Source organism: Pseudomonas sp. ICMP 3272 (assembly GCF_001466905.1).
In the GTDB taxonomy this organism is placed as follows: Bacteria; Pseudomonadota; Gammaproteobacteria; order Pseudomonadales; family Pseudomonadaceae; genus Aquipseudomonas; species Aquipseudomonas amygdali.
On record NZ_LKEK01000068.1, the window covers coordinates 25,188 to 46,318 of the forward strand.

At 60.8% G+C, this 21,131-nt stretch carries 15 protein-coding genes; 10 read left to right on the top strand and 5 right to left on the bottom strand.

All coding sequences use genetic code 11. The features are described from left to right. Positions 1-77: 77 nt before the first annotated feature. From mgrA to AO068_RS19515, 4 genes are all read right to left on the bottom strand, one after another. Positions 78-1,115 carry an L-glyceraldehyde 3-phosphate reductase gene (mgrA, locus tag AO068_RS19500; protein WP_005733878.1) on the bottom strand — a complete coding sequence of 346 codons (1,038 nt, stop codon included), beginning with the start codon at positions 1,113-1,115 and terminating at the stop codon, positions 78-80. 82 nt (positions 1,116-1,197) lie between these two features. After that, positions 1,198-2,133, bottom strand: a complete 936-nt coding sequence (locus AO068_RS19505) for a sulfonate ABC transporter substrate-binding protein (RefSeq protein ID WP_058409206.1) — start codon at positions 2,131-2,133, stop codon at positions 1,198-1,200. Between the two features lie 111 nt (positions 2,134-2,244). Beyond that, on the bottom strand, positions 2,245-3,570 hold the full coding sequence (locus tag AO068_RS19510) for an LLM class flavin-dependent oxidoreductase (RefSeq protein WP_058409207.1): 1,326 nt from the start codon (positions 3,568-3,570) through the stop codon (positions 2,245-2,247). A 35-nt stretch (positions 3,571-3,605) separates the two neighbouring features. Beyond that, positions 3,606-5,921, bottom strand: a complete 2,316-nt coding sequence (locus tag AO068_RS19515; protein WP_177342389.1) for a TonB-dependent receptor — start codon at positions 5,919-5,921, stop codon at positions 3,606-3,608. Positions 5,922-6,094: 173 nt separating this feature from the next. Between AO068_RS19515 and AO068_RS19520 the strand changes: the two genes are divergently transcribed. Then, the gene (locus AO068_RS19520) at positions 6,095-7,141 is read left to right on the top strand and encodes a LacI family DNA-binding transcriptional regulator (RefSeq protein WP_058409208.1); all 1,047 of its coding nucleotides are present in this window, start codon (positions 6,095-6,097) and stop codon (positions 7,139-7,141) included. 169 nt (positions 7,142-7,310) lie between these two features. Here the strand turns inward: AO068_RS19520 and betT are convergent, their stop codons facing one another. Then, entirely contained in the window at positions 7,311-9,266 is a 1,956-nt protein-coding gene (betT, locus tag AO068_RS19525; protein WP_206743391.1) for a choline BCCT transporter BetT, read from the bottom strand. Between the two features lie 652 nt (positions 9,267-9,918). On the opposite strand from betT, the gene hutU reads away from it, so the two are divergent. From hutU to hutG, 9 genes are all read left to right on the top strand, one after another. Beyond that, on the top strand, positions 9,919-11,616 hold the full coding sequence (gene hutU / locus AO068_RS19530; protein ID WP_058409217.1) for a urocanate hydratase: 1,698 nt from the start codon (positions 9,919-9,921) through the stop codon (positions 11,614-11,616). Positions 11,617-11,729: 113 nt separating this feature from the next. Beyond that, positions 11,730-12,698, top strand: coding sequence for an ABC transporter substrate-binding protein (locus AO068_RS19535; protein WP_003432399.1), 969 nt, complete (start codon positions 11,730-11,732; stop codon positions 12,696-12,698). A 73-nt stretch (positions 12,699-12,771) separates the two neighbouring features. Beyond that, positions 12,772-13,623 (top strand): ABC transporter permease, encoded by an 852-nt coding sequence (locus AO068_RS19540; protein ID WP_058401829.1) that lies wholly within the window; start codon positions 12,772-12,774, stop codon positions 13,621-13,623. Then, a complete protein-coding gene (locus AO068_RS19545; RefSeq protein WP_005781542.1) occupies positions 13,620-14,450 on the top strand; it encodes a quaternary amine ABC transporter ATP-binding protein in 831 nt (276 codons plus the stop codon). Before AO068_RS19540 ends, AO068_RS19545 begins: the two co-directional genes overlap by 4 nt. Positions 14,451-14,462: 12 nt before the next feature. Beyond that, complete coding sequence (locus AO068_RS19550; RefSeq protein WP_058409209.1) at positions 14,463-16,004, top strand: HAL/PAL/TAL family ammonia-lyase; 1,542 nt, start codon at positions 14,463-14,465, stop codon at positions 16,002-16,004. A gap of 55 nt (positions 16,005-16,059) precedes the next feature. Next, positions 16,060-17,607, top strand: coding sequence for a histidine ammonia-lyase (gene hutH, locus AO068_RS19555; protein WP_058409210.1), 1,548 nt, complete (start codon positions 16,060-16,062; stop codon positions 17,605-17,607). 106 nt (positions 17,608-17,713) lie between these two features. Next, the gene (locus tag AO068_RS19560) at positions 17,714-19,090 is read left to right on the top strand and encodes an amino acid permease (protein WP_058401826.1); all 1,377 of its coding nucleotides are present in this window, start codon (positions 17,714-17,716) and stop codon (positions 19,088-19,090) included. Between the two features lie 15 nt (positions 19,091-19,105). Beyond that, positions 19,106-20,311: an imidazolonepropionase gene (gene hutI, locus AO068_RS19565; protein ID WP_058409211.1), complete on the top strand. Its 1,206-nt coding sequence runs from the start codon at positions 19,106-19,108 to the stop codon at positions 20,309-20,311. A gap of 11 nt (positions 20,312-20,322) precedes the next feature. Next, on the top strand, positions 20,323-21,123 hold the full coding sequence (hutG, locus tag AO068_RS19570; RefSeq protein WP_058409212.1) for an N-formylglutamate deformylase: 801 nt from the start codon (positions 20,323-20,325) through the stop codon (positions 21,121-21,123). The last annotated feature ends 8 nt before the right edge of the window (positions 21,124-21,131 follow it).

Here is a 21,131-nt window from a genome sequence, read left to right on the forward strand (position 1 = left end):
CGTCCAGAACTGCATTCCCACGCGTGGGAACGATAGTCATCTCAGGAATTGCGTGTAACGCGCAACTCAGCACCGCATCACTCAGCCAGTGATGGTTTTTCCCACAGGTTGATTCCGCCTTCCACCGCAAAGCTGTCGATCTCGGCCAGTTCTTCCGGGCTGAACGCCAGGTTCTTCAGTGCGCCGACGTTTTCGATGATCTGCTCGGGACGGCTCGCACCAATCAGCGCTGACGTCACGCGCGGGTCACGCAGCGTCCAGGCCAGGGCCATTTGTGCCAGGCTCTGACCACGACGCTGGGCGATTTCGTTGAGCGCACGCACGTGGGCGATGTTCTGCTCGGACAGGTGCGAAGCCTGCAACGAGCCGCCGCCCGGACGATTGACCCGCGCATCCTTGGGCACGCCGTTCAGATACTTGTCCGATAGCAGCCCCTGGGCCAGCGCGGTAAATGCGATCACGCCAGCGCCCAGCTCTTCGGTAGCGTCGAGCAGGTCTTTCTCAACCCAACGGTTGAGCAGGTTGTAAGCTGGCTGGTGAATCAGCAACGGCACTTTCCACTCTTTGAGCAACGCCGCTATTTCGCGGGTCTTGGCCCCGGAATACGACGAGATGCCGATGTACAAAGCCTTGCCCTGCTGCACTGCCGTAGCCAGCGCGCTGGCGGTTTCTTCCAGCGGGGTGTCCGGGTCGAAGCGGTGCGAGTAGAAAATATCGACGTAATCCAGGCCCATGCGCTGCAGGCTCTGATCAAGGCTGGCGAGCACGTATTTGCGCGAACCACCGCCCTGCCCGTACGGCCCTGGCCACATGTCCCAGCCAGCCTTGCTGGAGATGATCAGTTCATCGCGGTAGTGCTTGAAGTCTTCGCGCAGCAGGCGACCGAAGTTGATCTCGGCGCTGCCGTAGGGCGGGCCATAGTTGTTGGCCAGGTCGAAATGGTTGATGCCCAGATCGAACGCCGTGCGCAACATGGCGCGCTGAGTGTCGATCGGCGTGCTGTCACCAAAGTTGTGCCACAAGCCCAAAGACAGTGCCGGAAGCACCAGCCCGCTGCGGCCGGTACGGCGATAAGGCATGTCGTTGTAACGATTTTCGGCAGCGATGTAAGTCATTGAATCCTCTCTTGTCTGGGGGATATTCGAGGCGTCTTGCGGTGCGTTGGCGAGCCAGAAGCGTCTGCTCGCCACGCGAGAATCATGGCTTTTGCCAGACCACCTGCTGGATATCGACCCGCTTGGGTATCAGGTGGTTGTCGTAAAACAGATCGGCGGTCGCCTGCTGCGCACGCACGATCTCGGCTGTGATCGGCAGGCTCGGTGATTCCGGTCGATGATCAAGATACTGAGTGATGACCGCTTCGGACAAGCCCATGCTGCGCGCCAGGATCTGAATGCTTTCGTTGCGTTGCGAGCGGGTCAGCCCATCGGCCACCGTCAGTTCGTCGAGAACCTGCTGCACAAACGCCGCATTTTTCTCGGCAAAAGCCCGGCGTGCGGTATAGAACGGCCCGGACAGTCCAAGCCCTTCGCCATTGGCCAGCAGGCGACTGTGGCCTTCGTTCAGGGCGATGGAATAGTAAGGGTCCCAGATTGCCCAGGCATCGACACTGCCGTTTTCAAAGGCGGCGCGGGCATCGGCGGGGGTCAGGTAAATCGGCTGAATATCCTTGAACGTCAACCCTGCCTTGTTCAACAAGCGCAACACCACGTTATGCGAGCTGGAGCCTTTCTGAAGCGCGACCTTGCGGCCTTTCAGCTCTGCCACGCTGTGCAGCGGGCTTTCGTTGCGCACCAGGATGGTTTCCACCTGTGGCTTGGCCGGTTCTGCGCCGATGTAGACCAGGTCTGCCCCGGCAACCTGAGCAAAGATCGGCGGAATGTCACCGGTAGAGGCAATGTCCAGGCTGCCGATATTCAGTGCTTCAAGCATCTGCGGCCCGGCCGGGAATTCGATCCATTTGATTTTTGTATCAGCAAAGCGCTTCTCCAGCAGGCCATGTTCCTTGGCCAGCACCAACGTGATCGAGCCCTTCTGATAGCCGATACGTAGCGTGTCAGGTTCGTCGGCAGAAGCTGTGTTGAGCAAGCCGCTGAACGCCAGAATGGCGGCGATGAAGGTGAATGGTTTCATGGGTAATCCTTTCTCGGTCGACTCTCGTGCCAATGCTCCGCGGTGGCATGCATCCTGTGACGCTGCGCGTCACCTCTCTGCAGCCAGGCTCGGTATCTGGTACGGGAATTATCAAAATCCATAAGCAGGCCGCTGCAGCCCCAGGTTTTCGCGCAACGTTGTGCCTTCATATTCAGTACGAAACAGCCCGCGCTGCTGCAGCTCCGGCACCAGCAACTGCGCGACGTCTTCCAGACCTCCCGGCAAATGCGGCACGAGCACGTTGAAGCCGTCTGCCGCCCCGTGTTCGAACCAGGTTTGCAGCTCATCAGCGATCTGCTCAGGCGTACCGATCAGGCTGTAATGCCCTCGCCCACCGGCAATCCGCCGTCCCAGTTGCGCCAGGGTCAGGTTTTCCTGATCGGCCAGTTCGGTGAGCAGTTTCTGCCGGCTGCGCTGGCCGCTGTCAGTTAGCGGCAGTTCTGGCAACGGGCCGTCCAGCGGGTAGCCCGACAGGTCGAAATTGCCCAGCATACGGCCTAGCAGGGCGACACCCACCTGAGGCTCGACCAACTCCTGAAACGACTCGAATTTCGCTTTCGCCAACGCCTCGGTTTCTGCCACTACGATGAACACGCCGGGCATGACTTTCAGCGAATCTGCGTCACGTCCGTAGGCGCCAAGGCGGCCCTTGATGTCCGCATAAAACGCTTGGGCACTGGCCAGCGAGGTCTGTGCGGTGAACACCACTTCCGCGGTCTGCGCCGCCAGATCGCGGCCGACTTCAGAGGAACCCGCCTGCACGACCACGGGCTGCCCTTGCGGCGAACGCGCCACGTTCAGCGGGCCTTTGACACTGAAGTGCTCACCGTGATGATTGAGCACATGTAATTTGGCCGGGTCGTAATATTCACCGCTGGTCTTGTCGCGGGTAAACGCGTCATCTGCCCAGCTGTCCCACAAACCGGTCACCACCTGATGAAACTCCCGTGCGCGGCTATAGCGCTCGGCATGCCCCACATGCTCAGCGCGCCCGAAGTTCTGCGCTTCGGCGGCGGCATCGGAGGTCACCAGATTCCAGCCCGCTCGCCCCCCGGACAAGTGATCCAGCGAGGCGAACTTGCGGGCCACGTGATACGGCTCGTTGTAGGTGGTAGTCGCCGTGGCGATCAGACCGATGTGATCGGTCACCGCGCTCAACGCCGAGAGCAGGATCAGCGGCTCGAAATGATCAGAACGGGCCATGCGGCTGGCGATATCGCCGGTGGCGGCAGCCACACTGTCGGCCACGAACAACGTATCGAATTTCGCCGCTTCCGCGACCTTGGCCACGTGCCGGTAGTGCTTGAAATCCAGCCCTGCATCGGCAGGCACATCCGGGTGACGCCAGGCCGCAACGTGGTGCCCGGTGGCCATCAGAAAAGCGCCGAGTTTCATCTGTCGAGCTGTCGTGCTCATTCTTCACTCCTTACTGTGTTACCGCGGGCCACGACTCAGAAATCCTTGCGTAGCTGTACGCCGAAATAACGCTCGTCATCACGCGGTACAGACCGGTAAACATAGCTGCCACCCGTGGCCAGCATCGGTGAATAGGACTTGTCTGCCAGGTTCTTGCCGAGCAGTGCCACGCGCCAGCCACTGTTGTAATCGGCCAGCGCAACGCTGGCGTTCCAGATGCCGTAAGCGCCCTGCTTGGTGTCCGGGTTCTGGCTGATGTCGTACTGCACTTCGCTCTGCCAGCTGTAATCGGTGCCCAGTTCGATATCCAGGCCGTTGTCCAGCGCAATGGTGTAGTCAGCGCGAACGTAGCTTTTCCAGTCCGGGCTGTACGGCAGGGTTTTGCCATCGACATTACATGACGCCGCCGCACCGGCCGGGCAGGCAAAGCTGTCGATGCGCGCCTTGGTGTAGGACAGCGCGCCGGAGAATTTCAGGTTACGGGTGGCCTGCAAGGCGTAATCCAGCTCGACGCCTTCAGTGCTGACACTGCCTGCGTTGATCAGGCGCGTGACGACCTGCCCGGCAACGCTGTCGAAAAAGTTCGCCTGATAGTTGTCGTAATCGCTGTGGAACACCGCCAGGTTGGTGGTCAGGCGATTGTTCCAGGTGGTGGCCTTGACGCCGACTTCCCAGGTGTTCGAGGTCTCCGGTTTCAAGGCCTCGGTGTCACGCGGCTGCATGTTGAAGAACACGTTGTAGGCCGGGCCTTTATAGCCGCGCGAGTAGGTGATGTAGGTCATCACACTGTCGCTCAGGTCATATTGCAGACCCAGCCGACCGGACTTGCCGTCCTCGTCCACCGAACCGGAACTGCTGGTCGCAGGCTGAATACCGCTGACGGTCGTAGCCGATGTCGATACGCGGCGATGATCGTATTCCAGATCGTCGTGGGTCCAGCGTGCCCCGGCAATCGCACGGAAGTCCGGGGTGAAGTTGAAGGTGGTTTCGCCGAATACCGAGTAGCTGTCAGTGGTAGTGCTGTAGTCGGCGATGCCGCGATCCTGAGTCGTCGGCGTTATCAGCGTGCGCTGATAGGTCTCGTCGCTCTTGCCGTGCATGTAAAACAGACCGCCCACGTATTCGAAAAACTGGCCTTTCGGCGACGCCAGACGCAGCTCCTGAGAGTACTGGTTGAACTCCAGATCGCCTTTGTCTTCGGTGCCGGGGAAGGCAGCGGTGACAGTGCCAAGACGGTCGCCATCCTGATACTGGGTGTTATCCCAGCCCCGCCAGGCGGTAATGGAAGTCAGGGTGTAATCGCCCAGTTGCCAGTCGAGCTGGCCGGACAGGCCCTTGTTGACGTCCTCGACATGGCTGCGGTAATCACTGAGCACGTTGCGGTTGTCACTGTCGGCGCGCACCGGTGACAGCGCACTGGCGAACGCCGGGGTCAGCGCCTTGCTCACTACGCCATTGGGCGCGTCGTCATGGGACTGCATGTAGTCCGCGGCAAGGGTGAAGGTGATGTCGTCGTTGGGTGTGAATTCCAGCTTGCCGCGTGCGCCCTTGCGGTTGTAACCGTTGACTTCCTGACCGTTGAGCTTGTTATCGACGTTGCCGTCATAGCTGCCGAACAGCGTGGTAATCGAGCCCTTGAGGGTTTGCGGAATCAGACTGCCGCCGATGCCGAAACGGGTGCGGCTTTCGTTGCCGCTGTAGTACGACTGATCGATGTAACCGTGGGTCTCTTCGGTCGGTGCCTTGGTGGTAACGTTCAGGACGCCAGCCGAGGCGTTCTTGCCGAACAACGTGCCCTGCGGGCCGCGCAGCACTTCGATGCGCTCAAGGTCGAGCAGGTCCAGCGTGGCCTGGCCCGGACGCGCGTACACCACGCCATCGATGACTGTCGCCACTGTAGGCTCGACACCCGGCGAGGTGGAAATGGTGCCGACACCGCGAATGAACAGCGAGGTGTCCTTGTTGGACGCACCGGTACGGAAATTCAGCGAAGGCACTTGCTGCACGATGCTGGCCACGCCGTTACGATTGTCCCGCTCCAGCTGTTCGCCCTGAATCACCGAAACTGCGACCGGTATTTTTTGCAGCGACTCTTCACGGCGCGTGGCCGTTACGGTGACGGACTCCAGCGCTACCGTTTCAGTGCTCTGCGTTGCTGCGTTATCTGCCATCGCCGGAACCCACGGCAACGCCGCAAGCCCCATCAACAGCCAGCCATAACGACGCCCCCGCGCCGCATGAGCCTGATCGATGGCTTGCGCCAGAATTGTGTGTTTGACGCCATCCCCATGTGTTGTGTGCATCTGCGTGCCTACCTGAAATATGCCCTGATCCGACAATGCGATACGCACTGGCGCCTGTTGATTGCTGGCTAAACCGGGGTCCGGGCATTCGCGGTGGCGAGTAGCAGACAAACCATCTTTGTTAGCGCTAACATCGCCAGTATCAGGAAACGGCGAATAGATCGTCCAATACTGAAAAATTAGTTTTATATTCTTTTTACTTTTATACGAAGTGATCGAGCATGGCCGACGAGAAACCTGCGACACGCAAACGCCGAGGCGCAGGCCGGGTGACGATCACGGTAGTGGCGCGTGAGGCCGGTGTCTCGGCCATTACCGTATCGCGCTATTTCAATCAGCCGGACCAAGTCTCGCCCGAACTGCGTGAGCGGATTGCAGCCGTGGTCAATGCGCTGGGCTATGTGCCCAATCTGGTGGCAGGCGGCCTGGCGTCGGCGCGCAGTCGGGTGGTAGCGATGGTGATTCCCAATATCTCCGGGCCGATCTTCGCCAACACCATTCAGGGCTTCAGTGACACGCTGAGCCAGCATGGTTTCCAGTTGCTGCTGGCCTCCAGCTACTTTTCCGCTGAACAGGAAGAAAGCGCAGTGCGGGCGTTTCTGGGCTGGTCACCGGCAGCACTGGTGCTGACCAGTCGTTTCCACAGCCCGGCTACCGAGAAAATGATCGAGCAGACCGATGTCCCGGTGATCGAAACCTGGGACCACCAGCCCGAACGCAGCCCGATCCAGATTGGCTTTTCTCATTATGAGGTCGGCGTCACGGCAGCCCGCTATTTGTACGACAAGGGCTACCGCCGCATAGCGTTCGTGCAGAACAGCATCGCAGGCGACTTCAGCGCACTGGAGCGGCGTGACGGCTACGCTGCGACTCTGGAAGGGCTCGGTATCACGCCGTGGGTCTTCGTCCCGGACGCGGACCGAGCGCCATTCGAGGCAGGCAAACAGGCGATGGACACCCTGATGAACCAAGAGCCCCGCCCTGACGCGATCTTCTTCGCCAACGACAACCTGGCAGCCGGCGCCCTGCTCGCCAGCCAGCGCGCAGGCCTGAGCATTCCACAGGATTGCGCCGTGATGGGTTTTGGCGACTACGCCTTCGCAGAAATGATGCTGCCCAGCCTGACCACCATCAAACCGCCCGCACTGCAGATCGGCGTAATGGCCGCCACGCGGGTGCTTGAAAGCCTCGGAGTGTTACCAGTAGAGGGAGAGATACAACGCATGAACCTGCTGGAATGCAGATTGGTAGAGCGAGAGAGTACGTGAGCCTGCCGCACTCTCGAGCCTAAGCGGGAGCGTGAGGAACGATGACCCTGTAACCATCGTGCGACGCTCCGCGTCGCATGCCGTTCTGGACGCTCCGCGTCCTCTCCTGAACATGAGGCGCGGCGCAGAGCGTGAGGGACGATAGCTGTAACCGCCCCCAACGCCCCTATCACCGCACCAGATGCAGAAACTGCATATGCCGCTCGTACTGGTCGAGCACGTCGTTGATGACCTGTTCCTTGGTGTAGCCCACCAGGTCGTAGTCCTGACTGCCTTCGCTCAAGTGAACCTCAGCACGGTAGTAGCGGCGGTTGTTCAATTGCTTGGAGCCCATGCCGCCACGGGCGAACGAAGGGGTGAAGAAGCCTTTCATCTGCACCTGATAGATGAACGGACGCTCTTCGCCGTGACCGATTTCCAGAGTCACCGAGTCGTTGGACGGGTCAGGTACGTTGACCACGCTCAAGCCCTTCTCGACAAACACCGCCGTCACTTCATCAATGGCCGGACGCACGGTTTGGTCAAGGAAGCGATACACCTCGTCTCGCGACGGGTAATGCACAGCCTGGCTCAGGCGCTGACGCCAGCCGCCACGTCGTGAACCGGACACTGGCGCCAACGAATACAGTTGCGCAATCTGGCGCTGGGATTCCATGACGAACGCTTTGTGCAGGCCCCACATCATCAGTAGCAGGATCAGCGAGAACGGCAGCGACGTCAGCACCACCGCCGATTTCAGCGCATCGATACTGCCCGAGAACAGCAGGCCGCTGGTGATCAGTGCAGTCGCCACACCCCAGAACACCCGCAGCCATTTCGGACCGTCTTCGTCAGGGTTGCCGCCTTTGGCGGAAAGCGTCGACAGCACCACCGTGCCCGAATCGGCCGACGTCACGAAGAACACAAAGCTGATGAACACCGTGACCGCAATGACCGTCTTGCTCCACGGATAGGTTTCCAGCAGCAGGTACAGGGTCATCGACGGATCATCGATGGCCGACTGGCCCAGCGCAGTCATGCCGTGGTTGAGCACCTGATCGATGGCGCTGTTGCCGAAGATCGACATCCAGGCCAGGGTAAAGCCCAGCGGAATCAACAGCACGCCGAAGACGAACTCGCGGATGGTCCGGCCACGGGAGATACGCGCAATGAACAGGCCCACGAATGGCGCCCAGGCAATCCACCAGGCCCAATAGAACACGGTCCAGCCGCCCAGCCAGTCACTCGGCTCGTTATAGGCGTAGACGTCGAAGCTCTTGCTCGGCAACGCACCCAGGTAGTCCCCGATGTTCTGCACCAGCGTGTTGAGCAAGTGCTGGGTCGGGCCGGCAAACAGCACGAACAGCAGCAGCGCACAGGCCAGCAGCATGTTGATGTCGGACATGACGCGCACGCCCTTGTCGACACCGGCTATCGCGACCAGAATCGCCGCGCCCATCATCAGGGTAATCAGACCGACCTGAATCCAGTGGGTATGCGCCACGCCAAACAGGTAATCCAGACCGGAATTGAGGTGCAGTACCCCGAAGCCCATGTCTGCGCCCAAGCCGAAGATGGTCGCAATGATGCCGAAGCCATCGACTGCATAGCCTATAGGGCCATTGATGCGCTTGCCGATCAGCGGGTACAGCGCCGAACGCAGGGCCAGCGGCAGGTTGTGGCGATAAGCGAAGTAGGCCAGCGCCATGCCGACAAAGGCGAACACGCCCCAGCCATGCAGGCCCCAGTGCAGAAACAGCAACTGCATGCCCTGACGCGCTGCCTCAGCCGTACCGCCTTCGCCCTGCGGCGGTTGCAGAAGGTGTGTCAGCGGTTCTGAAACGCAGAAGAAGAACAGCGTGATGCTGATCCCCGCGGCGAACAGCATGCCGGCCCATGACAGGTAACTGAACTCGGGTTCGTCGTGGTCGGCACCGAGCTTGATCTTGCCGAAGCCCGACAAGGCGGTGACCACCACGAAGACCAGATACAGGGTCATGACCATCATGTAGTACCAGCCGACCGTATTGGCCGCCCAGTTTTGCGCCGCCAGCAGCCATTCTCCGCTGGCTTGCGGGAAGGCAATGACAACGATGCCGAAAATCAGAATAAAGCTCGCAGCGAAGTAGAACACTGGAGCGTTCATGCGGACGTTGCCGCTTGAAGAAGTACTCGGAGAACTCATCGGCTGCGTGTCTCCGGACTGATAAAACCAACTGCAAAAAGCGGATACGGCAAGGGTAAGCCTCCTGTTGTGAGCGGGCAGCGAACCACCGGTTTAACTTGAACGAGCGTTCAATTTAAACATGAAAGTGCCCGTAAAGACTAATCGGGGGCCAGTGAATGCTCGCTCAGGCTTGGGTATGACGCATGCTTGAGTGGGATCGTTCCCATCCTCAGGCGACACAATTCAGGCCCTCCCGACAGGGACTTTGCAGGCATCGATAAATAACCGGTGTTGACCCGGCGACCCTGCGCATATTTCCCGCACCATTCTGTTACCTCCCGCCCCAAAAGCGCGCAAATCACGCTTCAGGTAACAGGCCTGACCTCGCCTCACACATTTGTTCGCCGGTTCGGAAAAGTCCGCTACCCCCTGAAAATACTGAGCCGCAGGGCCATCGAACGATCAATAAATAGCCGCCAAGTGAAGTTGGTCCTCTGATTGCATATGCTTGTATGTACAAGTAGAGACAGGCTAGACATTCTGTCTTTCTACCGGACTGAATCGGCCTGCTTCGCCAGGCACTGCTCGCCCTTCAACGGGCTGGTTCGAATTGATCGCCGAGGATTTTTTTGTGACCGAGAATAATCAAGACCTGAAGCAGGACTGGACCCGCCACCGCGAAGGCGTCGTACGGGCTGCACGCGGTACTCAACTGACCGCCAAGAGCTGGCTGACCGAAGCACCGCTGCGCATGTTGATGAACAACCTCGACCCGGAAGTCGCCGAAAACCCCAATGAACTGGTGGTTTACGGTGGCATCGGTCGTGCCGCTCGCAACTGGGAGTGCTACGACAAAATCGTCGAAAGCCTCACTCAGCTCAACGATGATGAGACCCTGCTGGTGCAGTCCGGCAAGCCGGTCGGCGTGTTCAAGACCCACAGCAACGCTCCGCGCGTGCTGATCGCCAACTCCAACCTGGTGCCGCACTGGGCCAGCTGGGAGCACTTCAACGAGCTGGATGCCAAGGGCCTGGCCATGTATGGCCAGATGACCGCCGGCAGCTGGATCTACATCGGCAGCCAGGGCATCGTGCAAGGCACTTACGAAACCTTCGTCGAAGCCGGTCGCCAGCACTATGACGGCAACCTCAAGGGCCGCTGGGTGTTGACCGCAGGTTTGGGCGGCATGGGTGGCGCGCAGCCGCTGGCCGCGACATTGGCCGGGGCCTGCTCGCTGAACATCGAATGCCAGCAGAGCCGCATCGATTTCCGCATCAAGACCCGCTACGTCGACGAACAGGCCGCTGATCTCGATGACGCACTGGCGCGTATCGCGAAATACACTGCCGAAGGCAAAGCCATCTCCATCGCCCTGTGTGGCAACGCGGCGGACATCCTGCCGGAAATGGTCCGTCGCGGTGTGCGCCCGGACATGGTCACCGACCAGACCAGCGCCCACGACCCGCTCAATGGCTACCTGCCCAAAGGCTGGACCTGGGACGAGTACCGCGTCCGCTCGGTCAGCGAGCCGGCCAGTGTGGTCAAGGCGGCCAAGCAATCGATGGCCGAACACGTCGAAGCCATGCTCGCCTTCCAGCAAGCCGGCATTCCGACCTTCGACTATGGCAACAACATTCGCCAGATGGCCAAGGAAGTCGGCGTCACCAATGCCTTCGATTTCCCGGGTTTCGTGCCCGCCTATATCCGTCCGCTGTTCTGCCGTGGCATCGGGCCGTTCCGCTGGGCCGCGCTGTCGGGCGATCCGCAGGACATCTACAAGACCGACGCCAAGGTCAAAGAGCTGATCCCGGATGACGAGCACCTGCACAACTGGCTGGACATGGCCCGCGAGCGCATCAGCTTTCAGGGTTTGCCAGCGCGTATCTGCTGGGTCGGTCTGGGCCAGCGCGCCAAGCTGGGCCTGGCCTTCAACGAAATGGTCCGCAGTGGCGAGTTGTCGGCACCGGTGGTAATCGGCCGCGACCACCTGGACTCCGGCTCGGTCGCCAGCCCCAACCGCGAGACCGAATCCATGCGCGATGGCTCCGATGCCGTCTCCGACTGGCCGCTGCTCAATGCCCTGCTCAATACCGCCAGCGGTGCGACCTGGGTCTCGCTGCACCACGGTGGCGGCGTCGGCATGGGCTTCTCGCAGCATTCCGGCATGGTGATCGTCTGCGACGGTACGGATGAAGCCGCCGAGCGTATCGCCCGCGTATTGCACAACGACCCGGCCACCGGGGTGATGCGTCATGCCGATGCCGGTTACGACATCGCTATCGATTGTGCCAAAGAGCAGGGCTTGAACCTGCCAATGATCGGACGTTGACAACGTTGCCGGCCATCAGGCCGGCACACGTCGGGGACGGGCATGAGCATGCCCACGGGCCGGATGCCTACTTGAAGCTGCCGTCATCCATTTCAGGCTTAGGAGCATCGACAATGAATATGAAAAAGGCCCTGCTGACCACCTTGGTATCCGCTGGCCTGCTCGCCAGCGCAGGCGCAAGTCAGGCTGCCGGCTGGTGCGAATCAGGCAAGCCGGTGAAATTCGCCGGTCTTAACTGGGAAAGCGCGATGCTGCTGACCGACATTCTGCAGGTCGTTCTGGACAAGGGTTACGGCTGCACGGTTGACGCCCTGCCCGGCAATTCCATCGCCATGGAAAACGCCCTGGGCACCAACGATATCCAGATCTTTGCCGAAGAATGGGTCGGTCGCAGCGAGGTCTGGAACAAGGCCGCCGCTGCCGGGAAAGTGGTTGGTGTCGGCGCGCCGATCGTCGGCGCAGTGGAAGGCTGGTACGTGCCGCGCTATGTGATCGAAGGCGATGCCAAACGCAAGCTGGAAGCCAAGGCACCCAACCTGAAATCCATCAGCGATCTGGCCCAGTATTCAGCCGTGTTCAAGGATCAGGAAGAGCCATCCAAAGGGCGTTTCTACAACTGCCCGGCTGGTTGGACCTGTGAATTGGAAAACAGCGAAATGCTCAAGAGCTACGGCCTGGAAAGCAAATACACCAACTTCCGCCCGGGCACCGGCCCGGCGCTGGATGCGGCGATTCTCTCCAGCTACAAACGTGGCGAACCGATCCTGGCCTACTATTGGTCACCCACGCCGCTCATGGGTCAGGTAGACCTGGTGCGTCTGGAAGAGAAAGCCGGGGTCAACAAGACCATCGATATCAAGGTCGGCGTGTCCAAAGTGTTCCACGATGAGGCCCCTGAACTGGTCGCCATCCTGGAAAAGGTCAACCTGCCTATCGACCTGCTCAACCAGAACCTGGGGCGCATGGCCAAGGAACGCATCGAATCGCCGAAGCTGGCGAAGATTTTCCTGAAAGAGCACCCCGAAGTCTGGCACAAATGGGTCAGCGAAGACGCCGCGAAAAAGGTGGACGCTTCGCTGTAAACGAAAGGGCAGTCGGACTGACAAGTCCGACTGCCCTGACGTTGACCCGACACACCTCATTTGAGAGCCGCTTATGTTTCCTGAAAGCTTCACTTTCTCGATCGCCAACTGGGTCAACGATGGCGTCGACTCACTGGTCACGCAGTACGGCGATGTGTTCCGGCACATCTCCGACACCCTGCTATGGGCCATCGTCAACCTCGAAAGCCTGCTGCGCATGGCTCCGTGGTGGCTGATGCTGATGATCGTCGGCGGTATCGCCTGGCACGCGACGCGCAAAATCGTCACCACGGTGGTGATCGTCGGCCTGCTGTTTCTGGTCGGCGCGGTCGGGTTGTGGGACAAGCTGATGCAGACATTGGCGCTGATGCTGGTCGCCACGATCATTGCGGTACTGATCGGCATTCCACTGGGCATTCTCTCCGCGCGCAGCAATCGCCTGCGCTCGGTGCTGATGCCGTTGCTGGACATCATGCAGACCATGCCCAGCTTCGTTTACCTGATTCCGGTGCTGATGCTGTTCGGCCTGGGCAAGGTCCCGGCCATCTTCGCCACGGTGATCTACGCCGCGCCGCCATTGATTCGTCTGACCGACCTGGGCATTCGTCAGGTTGACGGTGAAGTGATGGAAGCCATCAACGCCTTCGGTGCCAACCGCTGGCAGCAACTGTTTGGCGTGCAACTGCCGCTGGCCATGCCGAGCATCATGGCCGGGATCAACCAGACCACCATGATGGCGCTGTCGATGGTGGTCATCGCCTCGATGATCGGCGCACGCGGGCTGGGTGAAGACGTGCTGGTGGGCATTCAGACGCTCAACGTCGGGCGAGGTCTGGAAGCGGGTCTGGCCATTGTCATTCTGGCGGTCGTCATCGACCGTATCACGCAGGCCTATGGCCGCCCACGGCATGAGGCGCACAAATGAGCAGCGTGGAACCGAACAAGATCGTCGTTAAAAACGTATTCAAGATTTTTGGCAACCGCTCAAAGGAAGCACTGGCGCTGATCAAGCAGAACCAGAGCAAGGATCAGGTACTGGCGCAAACCGGTTGCGTGGTCGGGGTCAACGACCTGTCGCTGTCGATCGGCAGTGGCGAAATCTTCGTCATCATGGGCCTGTCCGGTTCCGGCAAATCGACGCTGGTACGCCACTTCAACCGCCTGATCGACCCTACAAGCGGCGAGATTCTGGTTGATGGTGAAGACATCCTGCGCTACGACATGGAGGCGCTGCGCCAATTCCGTCGGCACAAGATCAGCATGGTGTTCCAGAGCTTCGGCCTGCTGCCGCACAAGACCGTGCTGGCCAACGTCGCGTATGGCCTGAAAGTGCGCGGCGAGAGCAAGGCGCTGTGCCAGGAACGCGCGCAGCACTGGATAACGACCGTAGGCCTCAAGGGCTACGAAAACAAATACCCGCACCAGCTTTCCGGTGGCATGCGCCAGCGCGTCGGTCTGGCACGAGCACTGGCAGCCGACACCGACATCATTCTGATGGACGAAGCGTTCAGCGCCCTCGACCCGTTGATTCGCGCCGAGATGCAGGACCAGTTGCTGGAACTGCAAGCCAGCCTGCACAAGACCATCGTGTTCATTACCCACGACCTGGACGAAGCGGTACGCATCGGCAATCGCATCGCGATCCTCAAGGACGGGCGCTTGATTCAGGTCGGTACACCGAAAGAAATCCTTCACTCGCCCGCCGACGATTACGTGGACCGTTTCGTTCAGCGCCGCGTGGCCACCCTTTAAGGACCGTTGCAGATGTCGCGAGCAGAACAGATCGTCATCGGTGAGGCCCCGCTGGGCTGGCAGGACGTAGTCGCCGTGGCCCGCCATGAGGCGCAACTGGTGTTGTCGGATGCCGCCTGGGCGCGGATCGATAACGCGCAGGCCATCGTGCAGCAGATTGTCGTCAGCAGCGAACGCGCCTATGGCGTGAACACCGGGCTTGGCGCGCTGTGCAACGTATCGCTGCAAGGCGAACAGCTCAGTCGCCTGTCGCGCAATACCCTGCTCAGCCATGCCTGCGGCGTGGGTGCGCCGCTGGCCGACGAGCAGACTCGCGCAATCATCTGCGCCGCAATCCTCAATTACAGCCAGGGTAAATCCGGCATTCACCGGCAAGTGGTCGAAGCGCTGCTGGCCTTGCTCAATCGGGGCATTACGCCACACGTACCATCGCAGGGCTCGGTGGGTTATCTGACCCACATGGCGCACGTCGGCATCGCCTTGCTGGGCGTCGGTCAGGTCAGTTATCGCGGGCAAATCGTCGCGGCGCAGCAAGCGCTGGACGAGGAAGGTCTGCGCCCGGTGCGGCTCGGTGCCAAAGACGGCTTGTGTCTGGTCAATGGCACGCCGTGCATGACCGGCCTGAGCTGCCTGGCCATCGCCGATGCCGAGCGCCTGAGCCAATGGGCCGACGTGATCGGTGCGATGACCTTCGAAGCCCTGGGCGGTCAGCTGGATGCATTCGATGAAAGCATTCTTGCCCTCAAGCCGCATCCCGGTATGCAGCAGGTGGGCAAGAACCTGCGCAGTGTGTTGGCGGGCAGCGAAGTGCTTGCCAGCAGCCAGGGCATTCGTACTCAGGACGCGCTGAGCATCCGCTCGATTCCCCAAGTGCATGGCGCAACCCGTGACCAACTGGCTCATGCCATCCGCCAGATCGAGACCGAACTGAACTCGGTCACCGACAACCCCATGCTTCTCGGCACGCCCGATGACTGGCGCGTGGTGTCCCAGGCCAACCCGCATGGCCAGTCGGTGGCGATGGCGGCAGACTTGCTGTGCATGGCGCTGGCAGAACTGGGCTCCATCGCCGAGCGACGCCTCGACCGCCTGATCAACCCGATGGTCAGCGGCCTGCCGGCGTTTCTGGTCAGTCAGCCGGGGGTCAATTCGGGGATGATGATCGTTCAGTACGTCGCCGCCTCGCTGTGCGCGGAAAATCGCCAGATGGCGCAACCGGCGGTGGTCGACAACTACGTCACCTCCGGCCTGCAGGAAGACCATCTGAGCCTGGGCACCAGTGCCGCACTGAAGCTGCACAAGGTGCTGGGTAACGTCACACAGATTCTCGCCATCGAGTATTTGCTGGCGGCCCAGGCATTCGAATTCCTCAAGGCGCAAGGGTTTGGCGTGGGTACGGCGGCTGCGTGGCGACTGCTGCGCGAACGGGTTCCGGCCTACGATGAAGACCGCTGGCTGGCCCCTGATATCGCCAGCAGCGCGGCCCTGCTCAAAGACGCAACATCGCTGGAAAGGGTTTTCCAGCACTGCCGCGATCATGCGGCAACCCTATAAAAAGCGGCTGACGGCCACACGCCGTTGCTGACATCAATCAAGGAGTAGCTGCATCGTGACCACCTTATCTGCCAAGACGCTGAACCTGATCCCCGGCCAACTGACCCTGGCGCAATTGCGCGCCATTCATCAGCAGCCGGTCAGCCTGACGCTGGACAGCAGCGCAGACCAGCAGATCGACGACAGCGTCGCCTGTGTCGAACGCATTCTGGCCGAGAACCGCACCGCCTACGGCATCAACACCGGTTTCGGCTTGCTGGCATCGACGCGAATCGCCAGCGAGGACCTGGAAAACCTGCAGCGTTCGCTGGTGCTGTCGCATGCAGCCGGTGTCGGTCAGCCGATCAGCGATGATCTGGTGCGCTTGATCATGGTGCTCAAGGTCAACAGCCTGAGCCGTGGCTTCTCGGGTATTCGTCGGGTGGTGATCGATGCGTTGATCGCGCTGATCAATGCCGAGGTCTATCCGCATATTCCGCTCAAGGGTTCGGTTGGCGCTTCGGGTGACTTGGCTCCGCTGGCGCACATGTCGCTGGTGCTGTTGGGCGAAGGCAAGGCGCGTTACAAGGGCGAATGGCTGAATGCCGTCGATGCGCTGGCTGTCGCGGGACTGCAACCGCTCACCCTCGCCGCCAAGGAAGGACTGGCGCTGCTCAACGGTACGCAAGTGTCCACCGCCTACGCGCTGCGCGGTCTGTTCGAGGGCGAGGACCTGTTCGCCGCCGCGCTTACCTGTGGCTCGCTGACCGTCGAAGCCGTGCTTGGCTCACGCTCGCCGTTCGACGCACGCATTCACGCCGCACGCGGCCAGCGCGGGCAGATCGATGTCGCTGCCTGCTACCGCGATTTGCTCGGCGAAAGCAGTGGCGTGTCCGAATCGCACCGCAACTGCGACAAGGTTCAGGACCCCTACTCGCTGCGCTGCCAGCCGCAGGTCATGGGCGCGTGTCTGACCCAGTTGAGGCAGGCTGCCGAAGTGCTGGAAATCGAAGCCAATGCGGTGTCCGACAACCCGCTGGTGTTCGCCGCCGAGAACGACGTCATATCCGGTGGCAATTTTCACGCCGAGCCGGTCGCCATGGCCGCAGACAATCTGGCACTGGCCATTGCCGAGATCGGCTCGCTCAGCGAACGGCGTATTTCGCTGATGATGGACAAGCACATGTCGCAACTGCCGCCCTTCCTGGTCGCCAACGGCGGGGTCAATTCCGGCTTCATGATCGCGCAGGTGACAGCCGCCGCGCTGGCCAGTGAAAACAAGGCGCTGGCTCATCCGCACAGCGTCGACAGCCTGCCGACATCAGCCAATCAGGAAGACCATGTGTCGATGGCCCCGGCCGCTGGCAAGCGGTTATGGGAAATGGCAGAAAACGTTCGTGGGATTCTTGCCGTAGAATGGTTGGCTGCCTGCCAGGGTCTGGACTTGCGTGAGGGTCTGAAAACCTCTCCGAAGCTGGAGCAAGCCCGCAGCCTGTTGCGCAGCAAGGTCCCGTTCTATGAAAAGGACCGTTTTTTTGCACCGGACATCGAAGCTGCCAGTCAGCTGTTGTCCTCCACTTGCCTGAACCCGCTGGTTCCTGCACGTCTGCTACCGCGTTTGTGATGTACCGCGAGCCTGGCAGGGCTCGCTTTGGTCATTGCTGCGGGAAGCCGGTTGCAGGCGTTTTCGCGGCTTTTGCCATACCTGTATGTAATGAAATGGACCTGAAATGACGTCACAAGATGGTTTGAAACGCGGGTTATCCGCCCGCCACATACGCTTCATGGCCCTGGGCTCTGCCATCGGCACAGGGTTGTTCTACGGCTCGGCCTCGGCGATTCAACAGGCCGGGCCTGCCGTACTGCTGGCGTACCTGATCGGCGGCGCGGCGGTGTACATGGTGATGCGCGCGCTCGGCGAAATGGCGGTCCACGACCCGGTGTCCGGTTCGTTCAGCCATTACGCCACGCGCTACATGGGCCCGCTGGCCGGCTTCGTGCTCGGCTGGACCTACGCGTTCGAAATGATCATCGTCTGCCTCGCCGACGTGACCGCATTCGGCATCTACATGGGCTTCTGGTTTCCGGAGGTGCCGCGCTGGATCTGGGTGCTGGGCATCGTCTTTCTCATCGGCGCGCTCAACCTGTGTAATGTGAAAGTCTTCGGCGAAACCGAATTCTGGCTGTCGATCCTCAAGGTCAGCGCCATCGTGGCCATGATCGTCGCCGGCTTCGGCATCATGATCTTCGGCATCGGCAGCTCGACCAGCGGCACCGAAATCGGCATCAGCAACCTGTGGGCGCACGGCGGCTTCATGCCCAACGGCGTCACTGGCCTGATCGCCTCGTTTGCGGTGGTGATGTTTGCCTTCGGCGGCATCGAAATCATCGGCATCACTGCAGGCGAAGCCAAAGACCCGCAACGCAGCCTGCCACAGGCGATCAACGCCGTACCGCTGCGCATTCTGCTGTTCTATGTGCTGACACTGTTTGTGCTGATGTGCATTTACCCGTGGCCGCAGATCGGCACCCAAGGCAGCCCGTTCGTGCAGATTTTCGACAATCTGGGCATTGCGTCGGCGGCGACTATCCTCAATATCGTGGTCATCTCTGCTGCGGTGTCGGCCATCAACAGCGACATCTTCGGCGCCGGGCGCATGATGTATGGCCTGGCCCGTGACGGTCAGGCACCCGCGAGCTTTGCCCGCGTGTCGCGGCATGGCGTGCCGTGGATGACCGTGCTGGTCATGGGCATCGCGTTGCTGGGCGGCGTGCTGCTCAACTACCTGATTCCCAAAGACGTGTTCCTGCTGATCGCTTCGCTGGCAACATTTGCCACGGTCTGGGTCTGGCTGATGATTCTGCTGACGCAGGTTGCCATGCGCCGTTCGATGAGCCGCGAAGAGGCCGCACAACTGAAATTCGCGGTGCCGTTCTGGCCTTACGGGCCGGCCGCCGCCATCGTCTTCATGCTGTTCATCTTCGGCGTGCTGGGTTATTTCCCGGACAACCGTGCAGCCTTGATCGTCGGCGCAATCTGGATTGTGCTGCTGCTCATCGCCTACGGGGTGTGGGTCAAGCCAAAGGCGCTCAACAAACCCCACTGACCAAAGAGGCCCGGAATGAAAACGCTCTGGAAACACTGTCACATCGCAAGCATGGCGCACGGCAAATACTCGATCATCGAGGATGCCGCCATCGTGACCTCCGGAGCGCTCATCGAGTGGATCGGGCCTGAAACCGAGCTGGCCGAGCAGGAGCATGACAACTGCATCGATCTGGGCGGCGCATGGGTGACGCCCGGCCTGATCGACTGCCACACGCACACCGTGTTTGGCGGCAACCGCAGCGGTGAGTTCGAACAGCGTCTGCAGGGTGTGAGCTACGCCGAGATCGCCGCAGCAGGCGGCGGTATTGCAAGCACGGTGCGCGCTACTCGTGCGGCCAGTGAAGACGAGCTGTACGCCAGTGCCGAGCGGCGCTTGCGGCACTTACTCAAGGACGGCGTGACTACCGTCGAGATGAAGTCAGGTTATGGGCTGGACCTGGAAAACGAGCGCAAGATCCTGCGGGTGATCCGCCGCCTGGGCAATACCCAACCGGTCACTGTACGCGCCACCTGTCTGGCCGCCCACGCCCTGCCACCGGAATACGCGGATCGCGCCGCCGACTACATCAACCACATCTGCAACGACATGCTGCCGGCACTGGCTGCTGAAGGGCTGGTGGATGCCGTGGATGCTTTCTGTGAATACCTGGCGTTTTCGCCTGCGCAGGTCGAGCAGGTATTCATCAGCGCAGGGCAACTGGCACTGCCGGTCAAACTGCATGCCGAGCAGTTGTCCTCATTGGGTGGCTCTAGCCTCGCGGCACGTTACAAGGCTCTGTCGGCGGATCATCTGGAGTTCATGACCGAGGACGACGCCATCGCCATGGGCGCTGCCGGGACCGTCGCGGTGCTACTGCCGGGGGCGTTTTACTTCCTCCGTGAAACACAGCTGCCGCCGATGGAGGCGCTGCGCAAGCACGGCGTGCCGATTGCGATTGCCACCGACCTCAACCCTGGCACCTCGCCGGGCCTGTCATTGCGCCTGATGCTGAACATGGCCTGCACGCTGTTTCGCATGACGCCCGAAGAAGCACTGGCGGGGGTGACGTTCAATGCCGCCAGGGCGTTGGGCATGAGCGCGACCCACGGCTCGCTGGAGGTCGGCAAGGTGGCGGATTTCGTCGCCTGGAACATCGAGCGACCAGCTGATCTGGCGTACTGGCTGGGCGGCGATCTGGACAAACGCATCGTACGCCACGGCGTCGAATCATCGATCTGAAGGAGAGCCCTGTGGATAACGTTCTGACATTCAAACGTGGCCGCGTTCCGCTGCTGATCAGCATGCCGCATGCCGGTGTGAAACTGACCCCGCTGGTCGAAGCCGCGCTGGTGGACGACGCCCTGAGCCTGCCGGACACCGACTGGCATATCCCGCGCCTGTATGACTTTGCTACTGAATTGGGTGCCAGCACCTTGGCCGCCGAATACTCGCGTTTTGTCATCGACCTTAATCGGCCCTCCGACGACAAACCGATGTACGCTGGCGCGACTACTGGCCTGTTCCCGTCGATTCTGTTCGATGGCGTGCCGCTGTTCAAAGATGGTCAGACGCCGAGTGCCGAAGAGCGGGCGCTGTATCTGCAGCAGATCTGGACGCCCTATCACCAGACGCTGGAACAGGAGCTGCAGCGCATGCGTGACGAGTTCGGCTATGCGCTGCTGTTCGACGCCCACTCGATTCGCGGGCACATTCCGCATTTGTTCGACGGTCGCCTGCCGGACTTCAACCTCGGCACCTTCAATGGTGCAAGCTGCGACCCGCAGCTGGCCAGCCGAATGGAGCAGGTCTGCGCTGCGGCCAAGGACTACAGCCATGTGTTGAACGGGCGCTTTAAAGGCGGCCACATCACCCGCCACTATGGCGACCCGGCCAACAACATCCATGCGGTGCAACTGGAACTGGCGCAAAGCACCTACATGGAGGAGTTCGTGCCCTTCCAATACCGCCCGGACCTGGCCGAACCGACCCGCGCGGTGCTGAAACCGTTGCTGGAAACCTTCATTGCCTGGGGACAGGAGCGGTTCGGCTGACAACGTCG